The organism is Caballeronia glathei (assembly GCF_000698595.1).
GTDB classification, from domain to species: Bacteria; Pseudomonadota; Gammaproteobacteria; order Burkholderiales; family Burkholderiaceae; genus Caballeronia; species Caballeronia glathei.
This window is the reverse complement of the sequence record NZ_JFHC01000246.1, coordinates 1-1,026: the sequence shown is the minus strand read 5'-3', so window position 1 is coordinate 1,026 and position 1,026 is coordinate 1. Positions and strand designations below refer to the sequence as shown.

The 1,026-nt window shown below is 63.7% G+C and carries 1 protein-coding gene and 1 pseudogene; both read left to right on the top strand.

From position 1 onward, the window contains the following. Positions 1-107, top strand: a pseudogene (locus BG61_RS42635) (electron transfer flavoprotein subunit alpha/FixB family protein); the annotation flags it as partial. A gap of 36 nt (positions 108-143) precedes the next feature. Continuing rightward, positions 144-971, top strand: coding sequence for an HpcH/HpaI aldolase/citrate lyase family protein (locus BG61_RS38570; RefSeq protein WP_035940198.1), 828 nt, complete (start codon positions 144-146; stop codon positions 969-971). Positions 972-1,026 lie beyond the last annotated feature (55 nt).

The window sequence follows — 1,026 nt, the reverse complement described above, 5'->3', positions numbered from 1 at the left end:
TCGTCGCGATCAACAAGGACGCTGAAGCACCGATCTTCGGTGTGGCCGACTACGGTCTCGTCGGCGATCTGTTCACGCTCGTGCCGGAGCTCGTCTCCACCCTTTGACGCCGGGCCGGCCCAATTTGCCATTTGAGGATACCGATGTCCCACGCCAGCAAGCACCCCATCCGCTCTTTCCTGTTTGTGCCGGGCAGCCGCCCGGATCGCTTCGGCAAGGCACTCGACAGCGGCGCGGACGCCGTGATCATCGATCTGGAAGATTCGGTAGAGCCCGATGCAAAGGCCGATGCACGCCGCGCCGTGGCCGGATGGGCCGCGCCTGAACGGAAAGTTCTGTTGCGGGTCAACGCGAACGATACGCCGTGGTTCACGGAGGATGCGCAGCTCGCCCGACTGCGTGGCGTGGGCGGCATCGTCTTGCCGAAGGCCGAAAGCGCATCCGATGTCATCGCCCTCGTTTCACTGACGAAGGCGAAACTCCCCGTCTTTCCGTTGATCGAGACGGCGAAGGGAATGTGGAACGCGATGGAGATCGCGAACGCGCCATTCGTTGCGCAGATCATGTTCGGCACGCTCGACTTCATCGCGGACATGGGCATGCACACCGACGGCGCAGAACTCGATCCATTCCGCGCCCGGCTCGCCATGATTTCGCGAGTCGCGGGAATCGATGCGCCGGTCGATGGCGTCACGCCCGTGATCGACGACGCCGATCGTCTGACGGCCGAGACGATGAACGGCAAGCGGCAAGGATTCGGCGGCAAGTTGTGCACTCATCCGAAGCAGGTCGGCGTCGTGAACGCGTGCTACGCGCCGACCGAGTCGGAAGTGACGTGGGCGAGACGGGTGCTCGATGCGTCGGAGAAGGCCAACGGAGCGGCGATCTCCGTCGACGGAAAGATGGTGGACCGTCCGGTCGTGCTGCGTGCGCAGCGGGTGGTGGAGCTGGCGCGCGACCGATACGTATGATCGATACCTCTTCCCTGCTGCAGCAGTACGGTCCCCGCGAGTCGATGGAATACGA

What these genes read in the sequence shown, in the direction of transcription:
- BG61_RS38570 (WP_035940198.1), top strand. Translation starts at nt 144, where the DNA reads ATGTCCCACGCCAGCAAGCACCCCATCCGCTCTTTCCTGTTTGTGCCG.